16 protein-coding genes are annotated in these 19,377 nt (G+C 50.5%); 10 read left to right on the top strand and 6 right to left on the bottom strand.

Annotated elements, in window-relative coordinates; all coding sequences use genetic code 11:
* The first annotated feature begins 67 nt into the window (after positions 1–67).
* Positions 68–712 carry a hypothetical protein gene (locus MJ611_RS15270; RefSeq protein ID WP_250430888.1) on the top strand — a complete coding sequence of 215 codons (645 nt, stop codon included), beginning with the start codon at positions 68–70 and terminating at the stop codon, positions 710–712.
* Positions 713–1,149: 437 nt separating this feature from the next.
* Here MJ611_RS15270 and MJ611_RS15265 read toward each other — a convergent pair whose 3' ends face one another.
* Positions 1,150–2,448 (bottom strand): hypothetical protein, encoded by a 1,299-nt coding sequence (locus MJ611_RS15265; RefSeq protein ID WP_250430886.1) that lies wholly within the window; start codon positions 2,446–2,448, stop codon positions 1,150–1,152.
* A 257-nt stretch (positions 2,449–2,705) separates the two neighbouring features.
* Here MJ611_RS15265 and MJ611_RS15260 point away from each other — a divergent pair, with 257 nt between their 5' ends.
* The 3 genes from MJ611_RS15260 to MJ611_RS15250 all read left to right on the top strand — a co-directional run bounded on the left by MJ611_RS15260 (position 2,706) and on the right by MJ611_RS15250 (position 5,932).
* The gene (locus MJ611_RS15260) at positions 2,706–3,980 is read left to right on the top strand and encodes a metal-dependent hydrolase family protein (RefSeq protein WP_250430884.1); all 1,275 of its coding nucleotides are present in this window, start codon (positions 2,706–2,708) and stop codon (positions 3,978–3,980) included.
* A gap of 118 nt (positions 3,981–4,098) precedes the next feature.
* Entirely contained in the window at positions 4,099–4,341 is a 243-nt protein-coding gene (locus MJ611_RS15255) for a hypothetical protein (protein WP_250430882.1), read from the top strand.
* Between the two features lie 127 nt (positions 4,342–4,468).
* Complete coding sequence (locus MJ611_RS15250) at positions 4,469–5,932, top strand: aminoacyl-histidine dipeptidase (protein WP_250430880.1); 1,464 nt, start codon at positions 4,469–4,471, stop codon at positions 5,930–5,932.
* A gap of 84 nt (positions 5,933–6,016) precedes the next feature.
* Here the strand turns inward: MJ611_RS15250 and MJ611_RS15245 are convergent, their stop codons facing one another.
* From MJ611_RS15245 to MJ611_RS15225, 5 genes are all read right to left on the bottom strand, one after another.
* Positions 6,017–7,234 (bottom strand): DUF3570 domain-containing protein, encoded by a 1,218-nt coding sequence (locus MJ611_RS15245; protein ID WP_250430878.1) that lies wholly within the window; start codon positions 7,232–7,234, stop codon positions 6,017–6,019.
* The gene (locus MJ611_RS15240) at positions 7,219–7,446 is read right to left on the bottom strand and encodes a DUF4266 domain-containing protein (RefSeq protein ID WP_250430876.1); all 228 of its coding nucleotides are present in this window, start codon (positions 7,444–7,446) and stop codon (positions 7,219–7,221) included. The genes MJ611_RS15245 and MJ611_RS15240 overlap by 16 nt, the downstream gene beginning before the upstream one ends.
* The gene (locus MJ611_RS15235; protein ID WP_250430875.1) at positions 7,443–8,402 is read right to left on the bottom strand and encodes an FAD:protein FMN transferase; all 960 of its coding nucleotides are present in this window, start codon (positions 8,400–8,402) and stop codon (positions 7,443–7,445) included. The genes MJ611_RS15240 and MJ611_RS15235 overlap by 4 nt, the downstream gene beginning before the upstream one ends.
* Positions 8,403–8,545: 143 nt before the next feature.
* Positions 8,546–9,016, bottom strand: coding sequence for a thioredoxin family protein (locus MJ611_RS15230; protein WP_250430873.1), 471 nt, complete (start codon positions 9,014–9,016; stop codon positions 8,546–8,548).
* A 219-nt stretch (positions 9,017–9,235) separates the two neighbouring features.
* Complete coding sequence (locus MJ611_RS15225) at positions 9,236–10,921, bottom strand: ArnT family glycosyltransferase (RefSeq protein WP_250430871.1); 1,686 nt, start codon at positions 10,919–10,921, stop codon at positions 9,236–9,238.
* Between the two features lie 476 nt (positions 10,922–11,397).
* Here MJ611_RS15225 and MJ611_RS15220 point away from each other — a divergent pair, with 476 nt between their 5' ends.
* The 6 genes from MJ611_RS15220 (at position 11,398) to MJ611_RS15195 (ending at position 19,267) form a co-directional block, all read left to right on the top strand.
* Positions 11,398–11,826, top strand: a complete 429-nt coding sequence (locus MJ611_RS15220; RefSeq protein ID WP_250430869.1) for an HYC_CC_PP family protein — start codon at positions 11,398–11,400, stop codon at positions 11,824–11,826.
* Positions 11,827–11,983: 157 nt separating this feature from the next.
* Entirely contained in the window at positions 11,984–13,270 is a 1,287-nt protein-coding gene (locus MJ611_RS15215; protein WP_250430867.1) for an efflux RND transporter permease subunit, read from the top strand.
* 132 nt (positions 13,271–13,402) lie between these two features.
* Complete coding sequence (locus tag MJ611_RS15210; protein ID WP_250430865.1) at positions 13,403–15,301, top strand: efflux RND transporter permease subunit; 1,899 nt, start codon at positions 13,403–13,405, stop codon at positions 15,299–15,301.
* Positions 15,302–15,410: 109 nt separating this feature from the next.
* Positions 15,411–16,586, top strand: coding sequence for a TolC family protein (locus tag MJ611_RS15205; RefSeq protein WP_250430864.1), 1,176 nt, complete (start codon positions 15,411–15,413; stop codon positions 16,584–16,586).
* A gap of 91 nt (positions 16,587–16,677) precedes the next feature.
* The gene (locus tag MJ611_RS15200; RefSeq protein WP_250430862.1) at positions 16,678–17,991 is read left to right on the top strand and encodes an efflux RND transporter periplasmic adaptor subunit; all 1,314 of its coding nucleotides are present in this window, start codon (positions 16,678–16,680) and stop codon (positions 17,989–17,991) included.
* A 76-nt stretch (positions 17,992–18,067) separates the two neighbouring features.
* On the top strand, positions 18,068–19,267 hold the full coding sequence (locus MJ611_RS15195; protein ID WP_250430860.1) for an efflux RND transporter periplasmic adaptor subunit: 1,200 nt from the start codon (positions 18,068–18,070) through the stop codon (positions 19,265–19,267).
* Positions 19,268–19,377 lie beyond the last annotated feature (110 nt).

The raw sequence follows: 19,377 nt of genomic DNA, 5'->3' as shown, positions 1-19,377 counted from the left end.
AGGAACCAACATCTGCCTGCTACAGCCGTAAGCTAAAGCATTGTGTTAAGCTAGAAGCAAGTATAAGATGGGCATCAGGAAGATTATAGATAAAGTAAAAGAAGAAGTGAAAATCGTGCAGGGGGATGAAACAAAGGACAAACGCTACACCAACGAAAATACCTTTGCCGATGAGGCCACTGCACGCCAGGAGTTTGAAAGGGCAAAAAAGAAGCTGTTTGATGTAAACAAATGGTCTGATCTGGCAGGTATCAACTCCACTTTCACGCTCTACGACCAGCACGGCCGGAAAAGCAATGCCACCAAACCGGAAGTTGGTTATTACATGCAGATCATACTGCCCGGAGCCGCCATCGAAAATTGGGTTAGGATAACCGATATAAAGGAAGCCGGCGATGTAGCCGAGTTTACCGTCCATCCCAGCGAAAAACCTACCGAAAGTACAGCAGGGGAAGAAGTAATTCAGCACTTTTTCATCAAAGAAGCCAGCAGCACCTTCCGGGTAGAGCGTCGAGGCAATAAGCTGATTGGCCTTGAAATAGGCAAGAACGAAGGCATCAACAACCAGGGTCCGGAAGCTGGGAATCGCGCCCTGCTGAACACCCTGGTAGCCGAAGGAGGCTGGGCTGGTATTCAGGCGCTGCAATGGAACAAACTCACCAGCTACCTCGTGCACCAGGAAGAAGCGAAAGAGGATAGTTCTGGGCAGTAAAACTTTGTGATTGCACATATAGGCAATGATGAAAGTATAACCTCAACTATAGCAACGGCCAAATCTCCTCCTCGAAGGGTGCTGCTAAGTACTAAAATCACTGGCGCGAATCTCCAGATTCGTGACCAAAGAATAAGGTTGAGTCTCTGACTCAACTGGGCCGGAGGCCCAGCAAATAATAGAACACGAGCGAGGACGCTCGCGCCATAGGGAGTAGAAGTATAGTTTAAAAGTATACTTTTAAAGCAATGGCTTTTGCCAGGTGCACTGATGACGATTTTTTGTTTGAGCGTTCAGCGAGTTCAAAATCGTCTTGATTCTTTTGCTTACTTTTCTCATCAAGGAGAAAAGTAAGGCCCCGCCGGCGAGGCGAAAAGCCAGCGAAGAGCTACAAAATCAAAAGTATGAGGTACAGTTGGCTAAGAGGTTCATAATTCCTATTTGAATCCATCCCCACCATGCCACTTCGCCATATGCTCGGCATGTGTTTTCAGGTAGGCTCCCGGTTTGTAGAACGTGTCGTAAAAGTCAAGGTCCAGGTGGTGTGCCTGCAGGTACATGAGCGTGAAGATAGATGGCACCGTACCCGGGAATTTGCCAAAGGTATCGTACACGTACTGCGCCTGCAACGCCACACAGGCTTTAAAATCTTCGCTGTGCACCTGGGCTGCGCCACGCACTTTTGCCGAGTTCTTCCAGGGGCCAGCAGTATCAGGGTTAAAAGGACCGCCTTTGCCATACTTGCGATCCACAACGGCCTCCACTGCTGCCCGCATGTCCGGGTAGTGCGGCGGGCAAAAGCCTTCCATCACACCTTCCAGTCCGGTCGGATTCGGGTACGGCCAGCGGTCATCTGTATCAAAACGGAAGCCGAGGCCAGGTATATCCGGCACGCCGCTGGCTCCCAGCATACTGAACAAATCAATGCCATCGTACATCCAGCCTCCCAGCCCCATTGCCTGCAGCATCAGGGTACCTGCGTAGCAGCTGGTAGCCAGTTCCACCGTCACCTCCGACAGCGAAAGTTGCTCCAGCAAAGTAATGTTCCATACCTTTTCTTCGTCGTAGAGGTGCTTATACTTTTCAATACCTGGTATCGGGCGTTTATGGATGTCGTCGTAGAGGATGTAGCCGTTCTGCAGCATGTAGCAAATGCCAAGCAAAACGTGCTGTGCCAGGTCCCCCACAGGCATCACCAGCAGCGTGCCCGGCTGGTTGGCTACCCAGGTGTTGTGTGCCTCTACAAACGGTACCTCTGCCGGCAGGCGTAAACGCCCGTTTTGCAACTTACGCACGTTGCTCCGGAGTGCTTCCAGTACCGCCTCCAGCTCCAGCGATCCGTCTTCGTGTCGGTCAGCACTGGCGGGTGCGTCGCGGTTGTCCAGCACGTATACGCCTTCATCATCAGTAAAAAACGTTTTGCTGGTATGGAAACCTGCCGCTGATGGAAAAGTGCGCCCTCCTGCCGCACCGGCATAATTGGAAAGGTGCGGCGCGTACCGTTGCGCCCTGTGGATCATGTGGTGCCAACCCGTATTACCGCCGCAGGCCGTTACCACCAGCAGTTTCTCCAGTTCGGTAAGCGGCACAGGTGCATGCTTCGATTTATACTTAAACACGCCATCCGGTATTTCGGCACCCATAAAAAAACGGCGGGAGCGGCGGCCGAGCAGTGCTTCTATCAGGCCAAACTGCATCATATCCTGAAACCCTCGGGGTAGATCTTGCTTTTCCATAGGTGTCGTGCTTTAAGATTGGAAAGACTACCCATAATTTTACCCCGTACCAGGATGCTTGTTCAGTTGCCGGCTAGTTATTTGATAGCTTACAATAAAGAATCTAACGGTTGGGTGCTGATAGATCAAATTATGCAACCATCTGCCTGCAACTTTTCTTCTTTCCGGCTCCTTTGGCTCCGACAATTCTTTAAATTGTAGTCGGAATAATTAGGCATGACGATTAGCCTTCTGAAGTATACTTATACAGACACCCTATGCGACAACTGACACTATTTGTTCTTCTGCTGCTCTTTTTCCCTTGTCAAGTGCTGCTTGCGCAGGCAACAACTGCTGACACCTGGTATCTGCTCAAGCCTGCACGCGTGTTTGACGGAGAAAAGATGCACGAAGGCTGGCAGGTGCTGGTAAAAAACAACAAAATTGAGGCAGTTGGCATGATGACGAATACCCCGCCGCAAGCGCAGGTGGTGGAGCTTCCGGGCACTACCCTACTGCCCGGCTTGATAGAGGGACACAGCCACCTGCTGCTGCACCCCTATAACGAAACTACCTGGAACGACCAAGTACTGAAAGAGTCGCGGGCTGAGCGGGTGGCAAGAGCTACAGTGCACGCCCGCAATACGCTGCTGGCTGGTTTCACCACCATACGCGATCTGGGCACCGAAGGCGCAGAGTACGACGATGTGGGCCTGAAAGAAGCGATCAACAAAAACATCATCCCAGGTCCGCGCATGCTCATTGCCACCAAGGCCATTGTGGCTACCGGTAGTTACGGACCTAAAGAACTGAGCTATGAAATCACGACGCCCATCGGAGCTGCCGAAGCCGACGGAACAGACGCCCTGATCAAAGAAGTGCGCACGCAAATAGGGAAAGGTGCCGATCTGATCAAAGTATACGCCGATTACCGCTGGGGTCTGAACAAAGAAGCTCAGCCCACTTTCACGGTAGATGAGCTGAAAAAGATGGTGGAGGTGGCAGCCAGCAGCGGGCGCCCGGTAGTGGCACATGCATCTACCCCGGAAGGCATGCGCCGTTCCATACTTGCCGGAGTATCTACCATCGAGCACGGTGACGACGCCACTCCTGAAATTTACAGGTTGATGAAAAAGAACAAGGTAGCCTTCTGCCCTACCCTGGCTGCCGGCGACGCCATTACGCAGTACCGTGGCTGGAAAAAAGGAAGCGAGGAAGAGCCGGAGCGTATCAAAGCCAAGCGCAAAAGCTTTGCTGCAGCGCTTGATGCCGGTGTTACCATCGTGATGGGCGGCGACGTGGGCGTGTTCACGCACGGCGACAATGCCCGCGAAATGGAAATGATGGTGGACTATGGGATGAAACCGCTGGAAGTGCTGCGTTCGGCTACCTCCGTAAACGCCGATGCGTTTGGGCAAGGCAGCTCGATAGGCAGGATTAAAACAGGCTTACTCGCTGATATCATTGCCGTGGAAGGAGATCCTACAAAAAACATCAGCCAGATCCGGAAAGTAAAGCTGGTAATGAAGGACGGCGTGGTCTACAAATACTAACACTTCTATACTTTTTGTGTGGTAAAGGCAAGCAAACAGCTGCTTTTCACGTACCAGTGCAGGTGGCGGTTTCCTGGAACAATGGAACGTGCCCGATACACTAACACAAAGTATAACCATGATACAACGCGAAGTAACCGATAAGGAAAACACCACCTGGACCTGCGCGCAGGCCTATTCCGGACTGGAGGGAAAAGAAGGAGAAAAAGCAGCCGAACTGGCCGAAAACAAAGACGGAAAAGTACCGGTAGTTTGTACGCCGAGCGGTGGCGCGCAAAGCGTACGATTAGAACTGGACAGCAATTGGAACGAGCAGCTCTCGGACGAAGAACTGGTACAGGCCATTGAAGCTGCTCAGTAAATCAGCAGCAGGTATAGCTGATCTGCCTTGGAGGTGCGGTTATACTTTATGCCTGAAGTATAAAGTATAATTACTACCTTCAAACCCGGAATCAGTATCAAATTTAACCATAGACCAACCTTACTATATGAGCACCGAAGTAAGAAACCTGGAGCCCAAGGCCCTCTGGAGTAACTTTGCAGACCTGAATGCAGTGCCACGCCCTTCCAAGAAAGAAGAGCGGGTGATACAGTTCATCAAAGATTTTGGCAACCGTCTGGGTTTGAAAACCATCGAAGATGAGATCGGTAACGTGATCATCAAAAAGCCGGCAAGCCCGGGCATGGAAGACCGCCAGACTGTGCTCCTGCAGAGCCACCTCGACATGGTACACCAGAAAAATGCTGATACCAACTTTGATTTTGCAACCGAAGGCATCAGAATGTTTGTGGATGGCGACTGGGTAAAGGCAGAAGGCACTACACTGGGAGCAGATAACGGCATTGGCGTGGCTACCATCATGGCCTTGCTGGAATCCAAAGACATTCAGCATCCGCCTATCGAAGCCCTGTTTACAATAGATGAAGAAACCGGTATGACGGGCGCGCTGAACCTGAAAGGTGGCATGCTGGACGCCAGCATCATGCTCAACCTCGACACCGAAGACGACCGGGAACTGACCATCGGCTGTGCCGGCGGTGTGGACGTTACCGCTACAGGCACTTACCAACAGGAGTCGTTGGAGGGCGGCATGCACGGCTACCGTGTAGGCGTGAAAGGCCTGACAGGCGGCCACTCGGGTATGGACATCCACCTAGGCAGAGGCAACGCCAACAAGCTCATGAACCGCCTGCTGTTCCAGGCTGCTTCGTCCTTTAGCTTGCGCGTGAGCTCTATTGATGGCGGCAGCCTGCGCAATGCGATTCCGCGCGAATCGTTTGCCGAAGTGGCCGTACCGGAAAACCAGAAAGCAGCTTTTGAAAACTTCATCCGTCAGGAAACCGCCAATCTGAAAGACGAATACCGCACCACAGATCCGAACATGGAGGTGACAGTTGAAGCTGTAAATACACCAGCAACTGCCCTCTCCGAAGAGTTCCAGCACAAACTGCTACGGGTGCTGTATGCCTGCCCTAGCGGAATTTTCCGCATGAGCCCGGAGATTGAGAACCTGGTGCAAACATCCAACAACCTGGCCCGCGTGCTGGTAAAAGACGGCAACTATACCATCCAGTGCCTCACCCGAAGCTCCGTAGACAGCGAAAAAATGGACCTGGCCCGTGCCATCCAGAGCACATTTGAACTGGCAGGTGCAGAAGTAAACTTTGCCGGTTCCTACCCGGGCTGGACGCCACGCCCGGGTGCTACCATCGTGAAGCTGATGAGCGACCTGTACCGCGACATGTACAAAGAGGAAGCCCACGTGAATGCCTGCCACGCCGGCCTGGAATGCGGCATTGTGGGTGCTAACTATCCTAAAATGGAGATGATCTCTTTTGGTCCGAACATCCGTGGTGCCCACTCCCCAGACGAAAAAGTACAGATCAGCTCGGTGCAGAAATACTGGGGTTACCTGCTGGAAACGCTCAAGCGTATTCCGGCAAAAGCATAAGTATAACCTGAGTTAAAGTATAAAAGCCGCCTGCTGATACAAGCAGGCGGCTTTTATACTTTTTAATTGCTTGGGTTGCGCACCTTACCGCTCTCGCGGGCTGATGGTAAAGCCCAGATCCGCACTAATGATGAAAGCTTTCAGGCCATCGCTGCGCCAGTAGTTGCCAAAGCGCAATTCTACACTCTTAAACAACGTTGTTTTACGTCGGAAAGGGAAATGCCCTTCTGCAATGCCCATCAGGGGCGAATAACGTACCCCAAGCCCCGCCTTGTGGCTGTTGAAAGCAGAAAGATCGTAATCAGAAGTATAAAATTCCTCCCCCAGATCGTGCACTTTGTAAGGTGCAAAATAATCGGCTTCGGTTTGAGTATGGTACCGGTAGAACGGATAGAACGAAAAGAAAGGGCCGATCTTGATCGGTGTTTCCAGTTCTACTGTATTGGCTACAATGCCCCAGTTATCGGCATAGAACCGGTAAAAGAAACGCGAAGTAAGATAGTCGCTGATGTAGTAGTTCAGGCGCAAGCCTACGGGGTACTTCAGGCGGTTATCCGGCAGTAGTTCCACTTTTGGCAATTCCTGCTCCTGAAAGTATACCCTATGGAAAGGCGTCGAAAGCAACCCGCTCTGGTAAACAATGTCCGTAGTAAGAGAACCCTGCAAACGCCGGTTTATTACCTGCGACAGCGTTGCCGAAAAGTTGTAGGATTGGCGCTTCTTTGTATCCAGCAGCTCCTGGCCGGTGCGTAGCTCTATCGGGTAAATGAGCGTCCAGGTGTCGAAAAAAGCCTGCCCTGCAAAACTTAGTTCCCGGTTACCGTCTGCAGACCCTTTGCTCCAGCCCAGCCCCAGCGACAAAGACTGGTAGTCGTATTCGGTGGAGCCCCCGATGGATATACTTTTGATTACGCGACGGGCATTGTTGCGCTTACTGAGACCTACATCCATGTGTATGCGCGTGTCACGGCTGGAGGCAGAGGAAATATTGTAGTCAATCCGGTCTGTGGAGGCAGAACTATAAAAGTCCATCCCGAAGTTCACGATCATGTTGGTGGTCGTGTCGAGCGGAACATTTACGATCACGGTCGGCGTCACGTCAGTCAGCTCTTCGGTACCCACGCCCCCGGTAACCGGGGAATGCTCTCCATCCTGTGAGTAATAACTGCCCAGGATGTTGACCTCGGTCGGGTCCAGCTCCTTTACCCGTCGTTTAGGAGTAGTAACCTGGGTTTGTGCCATTGCCGCTGTAGCCACTGTCCAGGCTACCAGCATGCCTGCATACTTTAGTTGCATCCGCATCCTCCTCCTACTTTACCGCTGTTGGCACCGGCAGCTCCTTCCCGGTACGTCTGGAAGTTAAACTCAAAGGTTTCCACCTTGCGGGCGCTGAGCTTCATTTCCTCTTCGTTGAGAAAAGTCTTCTGGTAGGGTTTAACTACTTCGCAACTGTTGAGCAGGAGCATCAAACCAGAGCAGAAAGCAACAGTTAAACAGACACGTAATTTCCTCATCTTGCCTCTTCTTTTAAAGCGTGTGATTTCTCTTTACGTAGTTTGGCAGGATTCTGATTCTTATAAAAGTGCAGGTGCAGGTTATCGGAAGTGACCATCTCGTCCTCGTCAGTAATGAGCAGGCACTCCACTCCTTTCAGCTGGTTGATCAGGTACAAGCCCTCCTCTTTCCCCAGCACAAATACCGTAGTAGCCAGGGCATCGGCCAGTTCGGCGTTGGGGCAAATTACGGTCACACTCTTGAGGCCGGAAACAGGATAGCCGGTGCGGGGGTCGATAATATGGCCGTAGCGCTTGCCATTGAATTCTACAAATTTTTCGTAGCTGCCGGAAGTAACTACAGCGGTCTCGTTAACAGTAAGCCAGGAAAAAACCTTGTCTTTCTCGGCAGGATCGGCAATGCCCACGTACCAGGGCTGCCCGTCCGGCTGGCGGCCCCAGGCAATCAGGTCGCCTGCAGCATTTACCACACCGCTGCTGATGCCCATGTTGCGCATCACATCGCGGGCACGGTTGGCGGCATAGCCTTTGCCTATTGCCCCAAACCCGATCTTCATACCTTTGTCTTTGAGAAAAACACTGGGCTTGGTAGGGTCGAGAATGATTTTCTCATAGCCGATACGCTTTACCGATGCGGCAACCTCTTCCGGAGAAGGCATTTTTTTCATGCTGCCGTCAAACTTCCAGATCTTATCGGCAGAGGCCCAGGTAATATCAAAAGCACCACCCGACATTTTGGAGATACGGTTGCTCCGGATGATCAAATCGAAGAGCTCCCTGTCGACCACCACCGGCTTGATGCCGGCGTTTCGGTTAATTTCGCTTACCTGGGTGTTTGGCTGCCATTCCGATATAAGCGCTTCGATGCGCTGTATTTCTTTGATGCCTGCGTCAATTGCTTTCAGTGCCTGCTGCTCGTCTTCTGACACCGCTGTCAATTCGAAGCGTGTGCCCATCAGCAATAGTACTTTTTTGTGTGCCTTCTTTGAAGGTCCCTGAAGAGTATGCCCCGAAACTGGACTTGCAAGAACTAACAGAATCAGGTAAAGCAAAAACAGGTTTCGGGGCATACGATGCAGGTGTTAGAAGCTTTAGGATATTAGTGGTGCATCAGGCTTTCCAGGTGCTGGATGTACTTTTCAGGTCCGCCGGCTTTGTAACCGGTTCGGCCAAGTACGTGGCCTTCTGCATCCGTGAGTACTACTAACGGGAATGTGCCTTCTTTGTTAAATTTGCTTGCCAGTTGCTCATTCTGTTTCACCTGATCGGCAGGTAACTGGTTTTTCTTGAACCGGGGAAAGTCTAGCTCGAGCAAAACGAAATGTTCTTTGGCATAAGTACGGAAGGCTTCTGTATCCCATACTTCTTTGCGCAGCATGATGCAGGGCTTGCACCAATCGGAGCCGGCAAAAACCATCAGTATGGGCTTATGTGACACTTTTGCCTCCTCAACGGCGGCGCCATACTTTACCTTCCACTCCTTGCCATGCTCGGGCGTTGTACCGGCAAATGCGCTATTCAGGCTAAAGAACAGGCCGATCAGCAGGCAAACAAAAAGACTCTTTTTCATAACGTTTTAAATTAGGGTTGCTGCAGCTACTGCTGCTCCTAATATAAGGGAAAAACCGTGCTACAAGTTCAATTTCCCATGCTGTACTTGGCAGAAACCGAGCTAAATACAGCTGCTTTTTTCTTATTATAAAACGTTCAGCCTACTAATTCCAGATGGTTTACCTGTACTATTTTTTTTATCCTTTTTCGCGGCAGGCAGGTTGGCTACGACCGGTATTCAAAACTTCGCCGGCACTGCACCCAAGGTATAAACATAGAAAACATCCTGTTCATTTTTCCGGTTGTAATGGTAGGTACGTATGAATTGGAGGCTTATATTTTTTTGCGGCAACGAAACCTGCTGCAAAGGGAATGGCGAAAATATAACGGCTGGAAGCTTTGTGGGCAACTCAAGTACCCTGTTAGCTATGCTCAGGGAATCCACTGTCTGCCCGACCTCCCAAATGTTGGTAGCCGACATGCCTCCTACAGCAAAGTATGGCAAAGCCTGCAGCTCCTTTATGTTTCGTACTTCTTTCAGGCTTTGGTAGTGTTTACCGGGGTACCTGACGCCATACCAAAGAGGCAGCCCGACCAGCAGCACAAAAGCATTCAGCACCAAAACCACCAGCAACACCCCTTCTGCGATCCGCTTAGCGGCAAACAACAGGATGAAACAGCCCAGCAGGACGCCTGCTCCCGTAATCGCTACCTGGGTTGCTGTAGAAACTAGCCCTGCTCTGTAAGCAAACACATACATCAGTACCGGGAAGCAAAAGGAAGCAAGCGTATACAGCACTACATTCAGAAGTATGATCCGATTATCCCACCTGGTAAGTTTGTTACTTTTAAAGCTAGCCTGCAGGTAACGCAGGTAGTGCGCCGTGAGCAAGGCCAACGGAATCAGAGCCGGCAACAAATAGCGTTCTTTCTTTTCAGGCACCAACGACAACAACAGCATTGTTAAGAGCACCCAACCTATCAGAAATTTATAATTCCCCAACTGCCTGATCCGCTGCCGTGCATAGGGTACTGCCAGGGCAGCTACAGCAAATAGCGTCCAGGCGCCTGCCTGAGCCGGGAAACCCCAGTAATACCAGAAAGGGCGGACATGCCTGTTAAGCCAGGCGGTACTTTCTCCGGATACATTCCGGGCTAGTTCTTCCGGCAACGTTAAGTAAGTATAAAGTGGCCAGCCCGCGCTAAGCAGCAGCCCGGAAGCCAATGCAATAATAAGCCCGCCCCGTTCTGGCTTCTTTAGTCCAAAACCATACACATAGCTTACCAGGAAAGGGAGCAGCAAGGCATAAAACGAAACAGGGCCCTTGCTCAGGAAGGAGCAGCCCAACAGCACGCCACACAAAACAAATGATCCTTTGTTGTCCTCAGGTCTTTTCCAGCCTTTTACCAGCAGCCAGATTGCCCCAAGCATAAAGCTATGGCAGTAAATGTCCCAGGTACCCTGCCTGCCAATGTTCACGACGGCAAACGAACTGCCAAGTATGGCTGCCGCAAAGAAAGGAATTAAACGGTCGCTGGTAAGTTGCCTTGCCAGGAAAAAGAGAAAGAACACCAGCAAAGTAGTTACTACGGCAGCCGGAAGACGAAGTGCTGCCAGGTTCCCGACATCACCGGCAATAATACCAGATACAGCCGTGATCCAGGTAGGTAGTGGGGGCTTTGCCAAACGGTTCTGTCCGTTCATGGTAGGGATTAACCAGCGGCCATTCTGGGTCATTTCCCGTACCGTGATGAAGTTCCGGGCTTCCATCAATGTAGGGTCTGATGCACCCAGGTTAGGAAAGAACGTGATCCCTGCCAGCAGCAGAAGAAGCAATACCTGTACTCTAAAATCCGTCAGCAGTGAAAAGCTCTTTTTCACTGCTGACGGATTAACAGCTGATATTTCTTTGCTGTTCAGCATAGGGGTTCTATGTTTAATACATGATGAGTTTGTTTTAAAGCAAAGCTACTTCCGTGCTGATCAGCCCCAGCAAAAGAGTACATGAGCTTACGACATCACGAATCCGCAAACTTGTGGCACGTACTGGGATCATTGCCACTGCAGCGCAAGTAAGTTCAGACGACGGACTTGATGCTTTTACGTAGATACCTCTATATTTATCTAAGAATAAAGCAAATACGTAGCTCCCCAACATTCAGGCAGAATCAAAAGTTAAGATGCGTAAAAAGATGCCTCCACAGGCCCGTGCTTAGAAATGCAGAAAAATTGTCGTAATTTTGTATTGAAAGTCAAACATTGTTCTGTGTTAGATTTTTTACAGCAAAAGAACGCTCGGGTGAGATAGAAAATCTGTAAATATTTTTTTTAATTATGTAACCGGATTTCTGACATACTTGCGTTACTTTGCAAAGACGTCCCTGTAAAGGGTACATACTATGAAACTGATTCGCCAACTGATCCTGCTAGTCCTGACCTTCGTGGTGCTCGTCTCCTCGACAGGTATGGTTGTGGGCATGCACATATGCGGTGGCGAATTGCAGGATCTTACATTCTTCGGTACAAAGGCCGATTGCCCGATGGAGCAGCAGAAAGAAAAACTGCCTGCCTGCCATAAAGTACCTGCCAAAGACAAAGCTGACTGCTGCGACGACCATACCCTGGTTTTCGAACATGCTGATGCCACCTCAGATTCTAAGGCGCTTCTCCTAACCAAAGCCTTAGATCATAAATTTGTAGCCGCTTTTAAAGTAGTTATACTTCAGCTTTTTGCTCCTGAGGAAGCTGTAGAATCAACCTACGCATCTTATAGTCCCCCTTCGATTGCCCGCGACATCCCGGTGCTGGTGCAATCATTCCTGCTATAACCTTACAAATTCCTGATGCCAATCGTTGGCTGGCGTAGCTGTGTCTTTTCCTGAAGATACAGGCTGCACAGGCTGTACTTTATACTTTGGCATCACCGCATACTTGCCACTTTCCTGTGGCTCCTCAATTTCCTGTTAAGGTTAATCTTATACTTACATGATTGCGAAATTAATTTCCTTTTCGCTCCGTAACCGTTTTATTGTGCTGCTTATTTCTGCGGCGCTGTTCGGCTGGGGCTTATATTCTGTGCAGACAAACAAGGTGGATGCTATCCCCGATCTGTCTGAAAACCAGGTGATCGTTTTTACTGAATGGATGGGCCGCAGCCCGCAGATCATCGAAGACCAGATCACCTACCCGCTCGTGACCAACCTGCAGGGCCTGCCCGAGGTGAAGTATGTGCGCGGCAGCTCGATGTTCGGCATGAGCTTTATCTATGTCATTTTTGAAGACGAAACCGATGTGTACTGGGCCCGTGAGCGGGTGCTGGAGCGTCTGAGCTCGGTGGGTAACATGCTGCCGGAAGGCGTTGCTCCTACCCTAGGACCGGACGGTACGGGCGTAGGACACATCCTATGGTACACTTTAGACGCTCCCGGCATGGACCTGGGCGAGCAGCGTGCCCTGCAGGACTGGTATGTAAAATTCGGTTTGCAGAACGTGAAAGGCGTGAGCGAAGTGGCCTCCTTCGGCGGCTTCCAGAAGCAATACCAGATCACGTTAGATCCCAATAAACTTACCTACTATAAACTTTCCGTTCCGCAGGTTATCCAGTCCATCCGGGCGAACAACAACGAAGCCGGCGGCCGCAAATTCGAGCTTTCCGATATCGGCTACATCATCAAAACAACAGGTTACCTGCAGTCAGCTGAGGAGATCCAGAACATTGCCATTGCTACCAACAACACCATTCCGGTGCGGGTACGCGATGTGGCCTCGGTGCAGATGACGGGCGAAAGTCGCCTGGGTATTTTTGATGTAAACGGTGAAGGCGAGGCAGTAGGTGGCATTGTAGTAATGCGTTATGGTGAGAATGCCGACGAGGTGATCGACAATGTAAAAGTGAAGATGGAAGAAGTCGCCAAAGGTCTTCCGAAAGGTGTGAAATTCAACATCGTCTACGACCGCAGCGGCCTTATCAACGAGTCGATAGATTCCATCCGAACTACCCTTATCGAAGAAATGCTGGTAGCCTCGGCAATTGTGTTCCTGTTCCTCTTCCATTGGCGCAGCGCCTTGGTTATACTTATTCAGTTGCCGCTCTCGGTTGCCATCGGGTTTATACTTCTCAACGCTTTCGATATCTCCTCCAACATTATGTCACTAACCGGTATCGCCCTATCCATTGGTGTGATCGTGGACGACGCGATTGTAATGGTAGAGAACGCTTACCGACATTTAGCGGACGCTCAGAAAGGAAAGAAATGGATGGAAGAAGAGTAATGTGAATGAACGAAAGTTGTCATTTCGAGCTCAGCGAGAAATCTGATACAAATTAACTCAGATCTCTCCTATCGTCGAGATGACAAAAGTAAAAATCACTCATTCACTCAATCACTCATTCAAAATTGAAACATGAAATTATCAAAAGAAGATAGAATCCGGATCATAGAAAGGGCTGCCAAGCAGGTGGGGCCGAGCGTGTTCTGGAGTACCATTATCGTAATTACCTCTTTCCTGCCGGTGTTCCTGCTCACGGGCCAGGAAGGCAAGCTGTTTGGTCCGCTGGCGTGGACGAAGACGTTCATCCTTATCGTAGACGCCATCGTGGCGATCACGCTTACGCCTGTTTTGATCTCCTTTTTCCTGAAAGGGAAGTTTAAGGAAGAGACAGCTAACCCTATTAACCGCGCACTGGAGCGTGTGTATGGCCCCTTGTTGCGTTGGTGCCTGAACTGGCGCAAAACAACTATAGGCGTAAACATTATTGCCCTACTGGTAGCTATCCCTATGCTCTTTAGTTTGGGAACTGAATTTATGCCGCCGCTGGACGAAGGCTCTATCCTTTTCATGCCGGTTACGCTGCCCGATATTTCCAATGCCGAAGCCAAGCGCATTCTGCAGGTGCAGGACAAGATCATCAAGTCGGTACCTGAAGTGGAGAGCGTGCTGGGCAAAGCTGGTCGTGCCAGCACGGCCACCGACAACTCCCCTATCAGTATGATCGAGACCATCATCATGCTCAAACCGCAGTCGGAATGGCGCGATGGTATTACAAAACAAGACATCATTCGCGAACTCGATACCAAGCTGCAGATTCCGGGTGTGGTAAATGGCTGGACTCAACCCATCATTAACCGTATTAACATGCTGGCAACTGGTATCCGTACCGATGTGGGCGTGAAAGTATACGGCCAGAACTTAGACTCCATTGCAGCTGTGTCGGAGAAGGTTAGGACGGCGCTGCGTGATGTGCCAGGTGTAAACGACCTGTACGTAGAGCCGATCACAGGTGGTAAGTACCTGGAGATCGACATTAACCGCGAAGCACTTAGCCGCTATGGTCTGACGGTAGATGACGTGAACATGATCGTGGAATCTGCTTTGGGTGGCACGCCTATTGGCAATACCATCGAAGGTCGACAGCGCTTTAGTATTAACGTGCGCCTGGCGCAGGAATACCGCAACAGCGTGGAGCGTATTCAGCGCATTCCTATCCAGACGGCTTCGGCAGGTACCATTCCGCTTTCTTCGGTGGCTACTATTGGTTTTACAGATGGCCCGCCGATGATTACATCTGAAAATGCGCAACTGCGTGGGGCCGTTCTCTTCAACGTGCGCGACCGCGACCTGGGCAGCACCGTGAAAGAGGCCATGGAGAAGATCAGCAACGAAGTGACTGGTATACCTAACGGCTATTACCTGGAGTGGAGCGGCCAGTGGGAAAACCAGGTACGCGCTACCCAGACGCTGCAGCTTATTATTCCGCTTGTGGTAGTGATCATCTTCCTGATCTTATACTTCTCTTTCAACTCCCTGAAAGAAGCCTTCTTCAGTTTGGTAACTATACCGTTCGCGCTGATCGGTGGGGTATTTATCGTCTACTTTTATGGCGTGAATTTGTCGGTGGCTGTGGCAGTAGGCTTTATCGCGCTGTTCGGTATGGCTATCGAAACGGGTATGCTGATGGTGGTGTACCTGAATGAAGCCATGAAAGAATTAGCAGAACTTAAAGGCAACTCCCACGAAACCATCACCAAACAAGACATCCGCGACTTTGTATTTAAAGGTGCCGTGAAGCGTCTCCGCCCGAAGATCATGACGGTATCTGTATCGCTGTTCGGTCTGATTCCGGTGCTCTGGGCAACGGGTGTGGGCACCGACGTGATGTTACCAATCGTGCTTCCGCTGATCGGAGGTGTATTTACCTCTTCCATCCACATCCTGCTGGTAACGCCGGTAGTGTTCGAAATGGTGAAAGAATATGAATTAAAGAAACACGGCAAACTCGATATCTACGATGTTAAGCATTAAGAAATATAACATACATATTCCCCTCCCCGGAGGGGTCAGGGGTGGGTTAATGGTAGCTATACTTTCTGCCTTAACTATACTTTCCGCACAAGCCCAGCAAGTGCAAACCATGAACCTGGACAGTGTGCTGCAACGGATCAGCAATAACAACCCCATGCTGCAGATGTACGAATCGAGATCCAAAGCTATGGACGCTTACTCCGAAGGTGCTAAAAGCTGGATGGCTCCTATGGTTGGTGGGGGTGTTTTCATGTCACCTTACCCAGGCGCTGAAGTGATGGAAGATCGCGACAAAGGTTCTATCATGGTTTCGGCGGAGCAGGATGTGCCCAACCCGGTAAAGCTTCGCGCCAAGGAAAAATACATGAAATCCAGGGCTGGTATTGAGTTGGCTGCAAAGGATGTTACTTATAACCAGCTTCGTGCTGAGGCCAAAACCGCTTACTACAATTGGGTGGTGCTGGAGAAACAGATGGCAGTGCTGAAGGATAACGAGCGAATTATGGAGTTCATGCTGAAGCTGGCCCGTATCCGCTACCCCTACAGCCAGGGCAAACTGGGCAGTATTTACAAGGCGGAGGCCAGGCTGCACGAAGTGAAGAACATGCAACTGATGACGGCCAACCAGATCGAACAGCAGAACGTGCAGCTCAATACCCTGATGAATCTGCCGAAAGACCAGAAGTATAAAATTGACACCACGGTAACCATACCGGAACCTGCCATACTTGCTGTAGATACTACCTACCTGACCGGTGCCCGCAGCGACGTGCGCCAACTCGACAGAACGATCGAATCGATGCAGCTGAATGTGCAGATGGAGAAACTGGAACGATTACCGGACTTTAAACTGCGCTTCGACCATATGTACCCGCGCGACCCAATGATGCCGCAGCAGTTCACGGCGATGGGCATGATCTCAATACCGATTGCGCCCTGGTCGTCGAAGATGTACAAGGCCAACACCAAAGCCATGAACCTGGAGATACAAAGCATGCAGCGCGAGCGCGAATCTATCCTGAACGAAGCACAAGGTATGGCCCGCAACATGGCCCTGGAGCTGAACACCATGCGCCAGCAGGCAGACAACTATCATAACAAGATCATTCCGGCCTTCAAAAAGAACTACGATGTGACCATGCTGGCTTACGAGCAGAACAACGCCGATCTGCCTTTAGTGATCGATGCCTGGGAGTCGCTGAACATGGCCCAGATGGAGTACCTGAAGATCCTTCAGTCGCTCTTCCAGATGACCGTGAACTACGAAAAAGAGATAGAAAGATAAATTAATTATGAATAACTGACTTTTGAATAACTGAATGAATTCCTTATTTCTTATTCAATTATTCAGTCATTCATTCATTCAAAATTAGATCATGAAACGATACCTGAACATACTTTTCCTGGCGCTAGCTATACTGGTGGCGGCCTGCAAAGGGGAAGACCATAAACATGCGGAAGGCGCTACGGAGTATACCTGCCCCATGCACCCGCAGATCGTGCAGAACGAGCCGGGCACCTGCCCTATCTGTGGCATGGACCTGGTGCCGAAAGCCGTGCACGGCGATGGCGTGGAGATAACCGAAGACCTGGCTTTCCTGCTGAAACCTACCAACAGCACCGTAGTCGCCAGCATTGCTACTACCAAACCGGAGCAGAAAACCGCAGAGGCAAGTATAAAAATGGATGGTATTATCACCTACGATCCGCGCAGGGTGTACTCGGTGCCGGCACGCGTGGGTGGGCGCATTGAGAAGTTGTTTGTAAAGTATAATTTTCAGCCGATCCGCAAAAGCCAGAAGCTGATGGAAGTATACAGCCCGGACCTGATCACGGCACAGAAAGAGCTTCTATACTTAGTGCAGTCGGCCCCCGATGACAAGCAATTGATACAGGCTGCGAGACAAAAACTGCAGTACCTCGGTGCTACCAACGAGCAGATCAACCGCCTTATTAGCCGCGGCGAAGAGAGCTATACGTTTGCGCTTTACAGCCCTTATGACGGCTACGTGATAGACCTGAATGCAACTGCTCCTGGAACTACACCAAGCACAGCTGCAGCACCTGCTTCTGGTTCAGGCGGTGGTATGGACGCGATGGGCGGCGCAAGTGCTAGTGCAACAGCTACTCCATCGGTAGCACCCGCAACTCCAGCCGGACAGGCCATACAATTGCGTGAAGGCATGTATGTAACGGTTGGTCAGCCGTTGGTGCGCGTAGTAAATGCAGAGCAGCTATGGGCTGAGTTTAATGTGCCTGCGGGCGAGATGAGCTCCCTTTCGAAAGGTTCTCCTGTAGTGATCTCGTTCCCGCAGTTGCCGGGCGAAAAACTGGAAGCAAAAGTAGATTTCTTCCAGCCGTTTTTTGACGAAGGCGAGAACTTTGCCAAAGTGCGGGTATACCTGCCACGCGACAACAAGCAGGTGATGGTAGGCCAGTTGGTTAGCGCCGAAGCCACCTATAAAACAGAAGCGGCATTATGGGTACCAAAAGCAGCTGTGCTGGACATAGGTACAAAGACGGTCGCTTTCAAGAAAGTAGATGGCGTTTTTGAGCCGGTTGCCGTTACCACAGGCGCAGGTGCAGGTAATGAGATCCAGATCACTTCCGGTTTAAAACAAACAGATGTGATCGCCACCAACGCACAGTTCCTGGTAGACAGCGAAAGCTTTATAAAAGTAAATAATTGAATAACTGACTTATGAATAACTGAATAATTCAAAAACTTATTCAGTTATTCAATTATTCAAAATTCAAAATTAAAACATGAGACGATATCTGAACATACTCTTCCTGCTGACGGCTATACTAGTAGCGGCATGCTCCGTGGAAGAAAAATCGCATGCTGAGGGAGAAGAGGCAACCTATACCTGCCCGATGCACCCGCAAATTGTGCAGAATGAACCGGGCACCTGCCCTATCTGCTTCATGGACTTGGTACCGGTTACCCAGTCGGGTAAGGAGAACGGGGAACTGATGCTTAGCGAGAGTCAGATCGCGTTGGGAAACATCAAGACCAAGCGTGTTAAACTTGGCTCGGTAGGCAGCAATTCTATACTTACTGGTAAGCTGGTGCTCGACGAAACACAAACCGATGTGATCAGCAGCCGCGCCTCCGGACGAATTGAAAAACTATACCTGAAAGAAAGCGGGCAAACCATTAAAAAAGGCCAGCCGCTGTACGAACTGTACTCGGAAGAGCTCCTGACGCTACAACGCGAGTACCTGCTGGCTTTGGCGCAAAACCGTGAATTAGGGAAAGAAAACCCGCGCTTTGCTTCGTTCCTGGAAGCAGCCAAAAAGAAGCTTATACTTTACGGCTTAACCGAAGGCCAGATCCGCAATCTAGCCAGAACAGGACAAGTTAGTCCGCGCATTACGTTTGTGGCCCCTGCCGGTGGTGTGGTAACGGAAGTAGCCGCTGCCGAAGGTCAGTATGTAGCAGAAGGCGGCGTACTGTATCGCTTGGGAAAACTGGGTAAGATCTGGGTAGAGGCCGAGCTGTATCCGCAGGAAGTTGCCAACGTGAAGGAAGGCGACGAGATCAAGGTATCGGTTGAAGGTTTTGGCCAGGAGCCGGTTGCGGCAAAAGTTACGTTCATCAGCCCTGAGTTCAGGGCGGGCAGTCAGGTAGCCATACTTCGTGCCGAGCTGCCAAACCCGAACGACCAGTACTTACCGGGCATGCAGGCTAACGTTATACTTCCTTCAGATACGGGTTCATCCCTTACCCTGCCAACCGACGCTGTTATACGCGACGAAAAAGGCGCGCATGTTTGGGTGCAGTCGGGTAAGGATACGTTCAAAGCACGAATGGTTACACTTGGCGAAGAAAGCGCTGATAATGTAGCTATACTTTCCGGACTGAAGGAAAATGACAAAGTGGTGGTATCGGGCGCATACCTGCTTTACAGCGAGTTTGTATTGAAGAAAGGCGCAGACCCGATGGCCGGCCACCAGCATTGATTTATACTTTATATGAAAGACTGCTGCAAAACAGGCGATGAAGAACCGAAAAGTAACTGGAGTAAATGGTGGAAGGTCATAGTTATTTCTGCCGTGGTACTGACCATACT

The sequence above is a fragment of the Pontibacter ruber genome (assembly GCF_023630205.1).
Classification (GTDB): domain Bacteria; phylum Bacteroidota; class Bacteroidia; order Cytophagales; family Hymenobacteraceae; genus Pontibacter; species Pontibacter ruber.
The sequence above is the reverse complement of the archived record's forward strand: the minus strand, read 5'-3'. Positions and strand labels throughout refer to the sequence as shown.

Bases quoted from the DNA above. Each gene is read 5' to 3' on its own strand.
- MJ611_RS15235 (WP_250430875.1), bottom strand. From the start codon at position 8,402: ATGGGCACACGCTTCGAATTGACAGCGGTGTCAGAAGACGAGCAGCAG.
- MJ611_RS15270 (WP_250430888.1), top strand. From the start codon at position 68: ATGGGCATCAGGAAGATTATAGATAAAGTAAAAGAAGAAGTGAAAATC.
- MJ611_RS15210 (WP_250430865.1), top strand. From the start codon at position 13,403: ATGAAATTATCAAAAGAAGATAGAATCCGGATCATAGAAAGGGCTGCC.
- MJ611_RS15250 (WP_250430880.1), top strand. From the start codon at position 4,469: ATGAGCACCGAAGTAAGAAACCTGGAGCCCAAGGCCCTCTGGAGTAAC.
- MJ611_RS15225 (WP_250430871.1), bottom strand. From the start codon at position 10,921: ATGCTGAACAGCAAAGAAATATCAGCTGTTAATCCGTCAGCAGTGAAA.
- MJ611_RS15260 (WP_250430884.1), top strand. From the start codon at position 2,706: ATGCGACAACTGACACTATTTGTTCTTCTGCTGCTCTTTTTCCCTTGT.
- MJ611_RS15195 (WP_250430860.1), top strand. From the start codon at position 18,068: ATGAGACGATATCTGAACATACTCTTCCTGCTGACGGCTATACTAGTA.
- MJ611_RS15255 (WP_250430882.1), top strand. From the start codon at position 4,099: ATGATACAACGCGAAGTAACCGATAAGGAAAACACCACCTGGACCTGC.
- MJ611_RS15265 (WP_250430886.1), bottom strand. From the start codon at position 2,448: ATGGAAAAGCAAGATCTACCCCGAGGGTTTCAGGATATGATGCAGTTT.
- MJ611_RS15230 (WP_250430873.1), bottom strand. From the start codon at position 9,016: ATGAAAAAGAGTCTTTTTGTTTGCCTGCTGATCGGCCTGTTCTTTAGC.
- MJ611_RS15200 (WP_250430862.1), top strand. From the start codon at position 16,678: ATGAAACGATACCTGAACATACTTTTCCTGGCGCTAGCTATACTGGTG.
- MJ611_RS15215 (WP_250430867.1), top strand. From the start codon at position 11,984: ATGATTGCGAAATTAATTTCCTTTTCGCTCCGTAACCGTTTTATTGTG.
- MJ611_RS15245 (WP_250430878.1), bottom strand. From the start codon at position 7,234: ATGCGGATGCAACTAAAGTATGCAGGCATGCTGGTAGCCTGGACAGTG.
- MJ611_RS15240 (WP_250430876.1), bottom strand. From the start codon at position 7,446: ATGAGGAAATTACGTGTCTGTTTAACTGTTGCTTTCTGCTCTGGTTTG.
- MJ611_RS15205 (WP_250430864.1), top strand. From the start codon at position 15,411: ATGAACCTGGACAGTGTGCTGCAACGGATCAGCAATAACAACCCCATG.
- MJ611_RS15220 (WP_250430869.1), top strand. From the start codon at position 11,398: ATGAAACTGATTCGCCAACTGATCCTGCTAGTCCTGACCTTCGTGGTG.